9 protein-coding genes are annotated in these 5,309 nt (G+C 42.7%); 5 read left to right on the top strand and 4 right to left on the bottom strand.

Annotated features, from left to right (window positions below; all coding sequences use genetic code 11):
* Positions 1-549: 549 nt before the first annotated feature.
* Together F0Q32_RS25840 and F0Q32_RS25835 are read right to left on the bottom strand one after the other, a co-directional pair.
* Positions 550-840 (bottom strand): hypothetical protein, encoded by a 291-nt coding sequence (locus F0Q32_RS25840; protein ID WP_017694781.1) that lies wholly within the window; start codon positions 838-840, stop codon positions 550-552.
* Positions 841-893: 53 nt separating this feature from the next.
* Positions 894-1,577 (bottom strand): ParA family protein, encoded by a 684-nt coding sequence (locus tag F0Q32_RS25835; RefSeq protein ID WP_017694271.1) that lies wholly within the window; start codon positions 1,575-1,577, stop codon positions 894-896.
* Between the two features lie 209 nt (positions 1,578-1,786).
* Between F0Q32_RS25835 and F0Q32_RS25830 the strand changes: the two genes are divergently transcribed.
* From F0Q32_RS25830 to tenpIN, 5 genes are all read left to right on the top strand, one after another.
* Positions 1,787-2,284, top strand: coding sequence for an N-acetyltransferase (locus tag F0Q32_RS25830; protein WP_032666416.1), 498 nt, complete (start codon positions 1,787-1,789; stop codon positions 2,282-2,284).
* A 400-nt stretch (positions 2,285-2,684) separates the two neighbouring features.
* The gene (locus F0Q32_RS26285) at positions 2,685-2,831 is read left to right on the top strand and encodes a hypothetical protein (protein WP_154816658.1); all 147 of its coding nucleotides are present in this window, start codon (positions 2,685-2,687) and stop codon (positions 2,829-2,831) included.
* Positions 2,828-3,529 carry a helix-turn-helix domain-containing protein gene (locus F0Q32_RS25825; RefSeq protein WP_032672260.1) on the top strand — a complete coding sequence of 234 codons (702 nt, stop codon included), beginning with the start codon at positions 2,828-2,830 and terminating at the stop codon, positions 3,527-3,529. The genes F0Q32_RS26285 and F0Q32_RS25825 overlap by 4 nt, the downstream gene beginning before the upstream one ends.
* Positions 3,530-3,694 carry a hypothetical protein gene (locus F0Q32_RS26280; RefSeq protein ID WP_154816654.1) on the top strand — a complete coding sequence of 55 codons (165 nt, stop codon included), beginning with the start codon at positions 3,530-3,532 and terminating at the stop codon, positions 3,692-3,694.
* Positions 3,695-4,035: 341 nt separating this feature from the next.
* Entirely contained in the window at positions 4,036-4,527 is a 492-nt protein-coding gene (gene tenpIN / locus F0Q32_RS25820) for a type III toxin-antitoxin system TenpIN family toxin (RefSeq protein ID WP_032666417.1), read from the top strand.
* A 109-nt stretch (positions 4,528-4,636) separates the two neighbouring features.
* On the opposite strand, the gene F0Q32_RS25815 is transcribed toward tenpIN, so the two are convergent.
* On the bottom strand, positions 4,637-5,020 hold the full coding sequence (locus F0Q32_RS25815) for a S24 family peptidase (protein WP_032666418.1): 384 nt from the start codon (positions 5,018-5,020) through the stop codon (positions 4,637-4,639).
* 1 nt (position 5,021) lies between these two features.
* On the bottom strand, positions 5,022-5,261 hold the full coding sequence (locus tag F0Q32_RS25810) for a hypothetical protein (RefSeq protein WP_017694266.1): 240 nt from the start codon (positions 5,259-5,261) through the stop codon (positions 5,022-5,024).
* Positions 5,262-5,309 lie beyond the last annotated feature (48 nt).

The following is a 5,309-nucleotide window of genomic DNA, read 5'->3' as shown; positions in this document are numbered from 1 at the left end:
GGCGCGGGAATAAAATCCCATTCAGACGCCGGATAGATTCAAGCAAGCCAACTTGTCGTCAAAATCGGTGTTGCAAAAACGGGAGTGACCATAGATTCCGTTTTCCAAGCGGCCCCCTTATTGAGCAGATGTGTCTCAGAATACTTGAGCTTGAAGCGAAGTTTCAGACTTTAGGGGCTCACAGAGGAGGGTTTCCGTAAACCCACCTCTGTTTGAGTTGCTGAATGTCTGCCCAGGTAAATGCCTCGGACTGTGATTGTCTTTAGCCGGATTACCGGCATTGCCTCCAAAGCCCTTCACCGGCACAGCTGTTCTCAGGGTACACCATTAATTATGTGCTTGATTATGCAAGGAGGTTAGTTTTGCCTGGTACCTGAGAATCATATAAGACACGTTATCAGATAAAAACCCGCCGCTATAAGTTCCTGGTTTTTCACTGTCATTCTTCCGACCTCAGAACTGATTAACATATTGTATGAAACACCTAAAAAGTACTTTTTATGTGCTCTTTAGGTATTGTTAATGTACATTAAATGTATATTTAAGCGGTTAATTTTTATCAAACGCCCCGTCTCTCGCCAGTTTTTCCCTGAATGCTTCCAGAATGTAACCCGTCATTAGAAGTGAGGTTGTGTTGTTGCTCTTGATGGTTTCGTATGCCTCCCACAAATCCGCCGGTATCTGGAGATTCTTAGCCTTGCGAACCGGCTTAGACTTTTTACCTTTCGCTTCGGTTTTGTCGAGCTGGCCGGTGGACTCATACTCTGAAGAACTTTCCTGAAGCGGTGCACTTTTAGCAACACCGGAAAGTCGATTTAACATATCTTTTTTTGTACTCATTTTGCACCTATTTGGTATTTATTATGTACATAATATGTACTTATTATATGTTTTTACTGTACTTCGTCCAATGCTTTTCTCATATCAAGAAACAATGAGCGCATGGCATTTCCAGCTCGCCCGTGGCGTGTAGTGAGGTGTTCAACAATACCAAGACCTTCACCAAATTTTGCTGGAATACTCTTATCAAGTGGGATTGCAGTATCGAGGCGTTCAAGGTTACTGAACTGCTTCAAATAATCGTCCAGGTCGCGGAAGTTGCTTCGCGACGGATGCACTTTATTCATCACGATATGAGCCTTAAGTGTTTTGCCCATTTTGATTGAGATTTCTTCCAATACCTGGCTAAATTCAATCAGGCCTAGAATATCCGAAGGATCATCATGGAAAGGAGAAAGTATTAAATCAGCGGCGGCAACTGCTGTTCGTGTGATTGCAGAGTCAAAACCACCACAATCGACCAGCACCGTTAAACCTTTCTCTTTAGCATCCATCAAGTCCGCTGCAAATTTTTCAGCGCTATCAACACCGTTCTTCAGCCTTATTACGTTCCATTTTTTATCATCCTCCCTGAAGTTATTGAACGTGGTAATTGCTGGTATCAGGTCAGCGTCATAAAACACATCTGGATCGACATCTGGCGCAATATTCATACTTAGCGCTGATTTACCCACCCCGCCTTTTGGGATAGAGACCACGATGATTTTACCAGCATACGGGTTATGTTCTTTATTCATATCTTAACCATCCTTTTAATGTGCATTTTAGGTATGCAATGTGTACATCATACACCCGTTAAGATTATGTACAATATCAATGTGAAAAAAATACTAAAAATGTACATTTTTAGTATGTTTATCCCTTTTTTTTTCTGGTTGTTGTCTTCAAGTAGAGTTATGTTAGGTATCGGATTACGTCATTTTCAGATTACTAGGAGTTGTTACCAATGATTGAGTTGTATTCAAGAGGTATAAAACTGGATGACCTTCAATTTATAACAGATGAACTTAAGGAAGGAGCGCGGGCAGGACATTATGCGAAGGAATTACTAGACCCGGTATCATTTAACGGGCTTGTAGAGAGCCTTAGAAAAACTATTTCGATGATTGAGTCAGGTACGGAAATGGCCGACTACATTTACATTCTAGCCGAGCTTCATACAGATAAGCCTGTTGGTTATATCTGGTTCCAGACACAGGCTGCCCCAAATGGATTTTTATTTCTTGAGATAAAGGCTTTTGGAGTAGGAGCAAAGTTTCGAGGGGATGGTATCGCTTCACAATTCCTGTCTGACTTTCTCCACCTTTTTGCCAAACATCCACTTGAAGCCAGATGTTTCTCATCTTCGTCACAAATGGCCGACATGCTCAAGAGGCGAGGATTTACACTCGATACTGTGTTGCCATCAGGAACGCAGGTTTTGATCAGAAGACCTTTGCTATAAATGACGTGACACCGTAACACACCGTAATCACTAAAAAGGAGGCTTTTGACGTAAAATCGAAGCGAAACCGGAATCTCGATTTTGTTAACAAATTAGCAACAAAAAAAATAGCCGTAAATGACTCTAAAAAGGTGATCTTTTAGGAGGTTGAAGGGCATTTCAGGACGAACCCTGATCGCGTGGTGCGCAAAAGGTACAATATGTTAAATAGACCTGTTTTCTGCAAAAAGAGACCTGTTCATGAACCGATTATTAACCCCTATGAACTGTGTTTAAATACTGTATGTATATAATAAATAAAGAAAAAAATACAATTTTTTATTAAGTTGCTGTCACCTCTATCTAGATAGAATTATCAAGGAACAATTAGAATTTGTCTCAACACGACAGGAGGTGATTTATGAATGAGGTCTATTTCTGGTTTTATGCATTGATGGAATTGGCAAAGGTCGCTGATAAGTTGGTGCCTCTATTTCTCAGCGCTGCGGTTTTGGTTGCTTTCTTGGCAGCCTTTGTATTGTTCTTAAGGGAAGGTGGTTCCAAATGATTAGAAGTGCTTGGTTCAAGATGCCCTCTACATGGATGAGGAATGAAGGCTTGAGGGAGTTTAAGTGGAGTAATGACCAGCTGGGTGCTCCAGCTGCAAAAATTGCAGCTCTACAGATCTACTATTCAATAGCTATGAGCCTTGAATTTGTAGAAATGCGAGGCGCTTACGATATGAAAATTAACCGTTACGTTTCTACGGCTACCTTTAATCGGTTTAGAGCTCTTACAGGATTGAGTCGAGCATTGATAACAGCAGGTGTTGAGGTTTTGGAGCGGGCAGGCCTCATCAAACGGTATCGCGAGGGTAAGCGTTGCTTTTATGAAATTGTAGGTTACGTTCCTGGCGGTGGCGGTTGGTGTAAAGTGCCTCTTCGAAAAGTTCTAGGAACAGCTGGAGAGATAGTCCCATTTCATAGATTCAAACTGCGCAGGAAGATTGAGCTATACGCAATGAAATTCTACCTCTATATATGCTTTGCTCGTGATAACACTACAGAAGGAACCTATGCATCATTTGAAACAATAAACAAAGCAACCGGTATCCCTGAAAAAGAGATCCCGAGCACTTACAGCTTCCTCATCGCTGTCGGGCTTATAAATCGCGTTGATAAAGGAAATGAAGACAGTTTTGATCCGGCAAAGAGAGCTAACACTTACTACGTAACAGGTTCTCGTGAGTTTTTTGCTAGGATTTAAGTGGTTGAAGTTAAAGCTGCAAAAGTCCATCAAGCAACGGTGGTTAGTAGCATTCGTAAGATGAGTAAATTGAACACAGGGCAACAATTGAACGCTCAGCGTGGCTCAAGCCGTGAGTTCAATTGGGATGAAGAAACACTCAACGAAGTACTTGATAGCATCTAAGTAGATGCTTGGCTCAGCTGTATGTTGTACTGTTCAGAAGCTATCTATACATCAATTTAAAAGCACCGTAGCTTTTCAAACATTCCATAACTAACTAGTTAAGCCGGTTACTTCTATCTGTAGGTTCCTGATAGTCGCTAGGATAGGTTTGACTATCACTACTAAGTGATGTATCTTGTAACTGTAGTTTGTGGCGGTAGGAACATCCCCACGTAAAAAACCCAAATTCCTTGTTTGTTGTGGCGGTAGGAACATCCCCACGTAAAAAACCCAAATTCCAGTAATAACTACCCTAAAAACCTCGACTACGTCGGGGTTTTTTTGTATCTGGCAAGGTGCATATGGAACTTAAGAAGCTAGACGAATCTTTCTATATCGATAACCCAATAGTTATTCAGGCGTTAGACTTTAGCGCAGAAGCAAACGAGTGGATGTCACATGATGGTAAAGTTCGCGGTCATGGTATCGTGCAGATTGCCATAGGTGATTTAACTTTTGCCATACCTGTTCGTTCTAACATCAAACATGATGCCAGTTTCATTCTCGAGGTTAACCGCGGACGAGACAAGAGCATCAAAGGTATGGGGTTAGACTACTCAAAAGCCTTGCTTATAAGAAAATCGGAACACGTAACTAATAATGTGTTTGTGCTTAGATCAAAAGATGCAGGTAAGAAGTTGCAAGGCAAGCAAGAACACATCACTAAACAATTTACTAAGTATGTTGAAAAGTACATAAAAGCCGTTCTGAAGGGCGATACTAACATTCTTAAAAGTTCGGATTACCGTTTTTCAACACTGGTTAATTATCACTCTGAGCTTGGTTTACCTTAGGCTAAGCCAGTAAGTCAGCCATAAAATGTTGAATGAAAAGATACAAAAAACATACATTTAAAGTACATTAATCGTATGTGTTAGGTACGATTAATGTACTTTTTCCTTTCTAGAGTATTGGCAGATCCACAAATTCCCCTGTTCGCGCGTCCGTAACGATGTGCGTAATTACTCCCCTGATCTCCAGCCCTTCCTCGTCATCTTCTGGCAACGCCCGGATTTGATCCAGCTTATCCAGTTCCTGGAGACACCGTTGAGGGTACAACCGTAACCGCATAAGCCTGAATTGTTCTTCCAGGACACATAGCACCAGAGAACCATCAACCGGCGTACCTCCAAAATCTACAATTAGCAGCGAGCCCTGCCTGATACCCTCCCGGAATGAGGTGCAATCGCTGCGGAACAGGAATACGCCCGGACGCCCGGTTTTACAGTAGCTGTCCAGCGAGAGGCGGCTTTCCTGGTAATCCATTGCCGGTGAAGGAAACCCCATATCAGCGCCCTCCGTTCGGGTTAAACAGCTGGAACGTACGGTTTTCTCCCTCGTTGGGGGAGACGTCCCGGAATACCGTCACATACGTTTCTATCCACTGGTTAGCCTGGCGGGGCGTCCAGTGCCAATTGAACTTGTGCAGTTCCCGGACAAAGGCAGCGGTCGTGACGGTCTGACGGCCATCCTGTTCGCGGGTGATGGCCGCACGCCAGGCAGCGTCAATTTCATAGCGTCGTGGCATCAGATTTACCTCTTTATACTGTATATGCATACAGTGTGCGCCGGGAGA

It is taken from the genome of Pseudocitrobacter sp. 73, from assembly GCF_008369545.1.
Classification (GTDB): Bacteria; Pseudomonadota; Gammaproteobacteria; order Enterobacterales; family Enterobacteriaceae; genus Pseudocitrobacter; species Pseudocitrobacter vendiensis.
The sequence above is the reverse complement of the archived record's forward strand: the minus strand, read 5'-3'. Positions and strand labels throughout refer to the sequence as shown.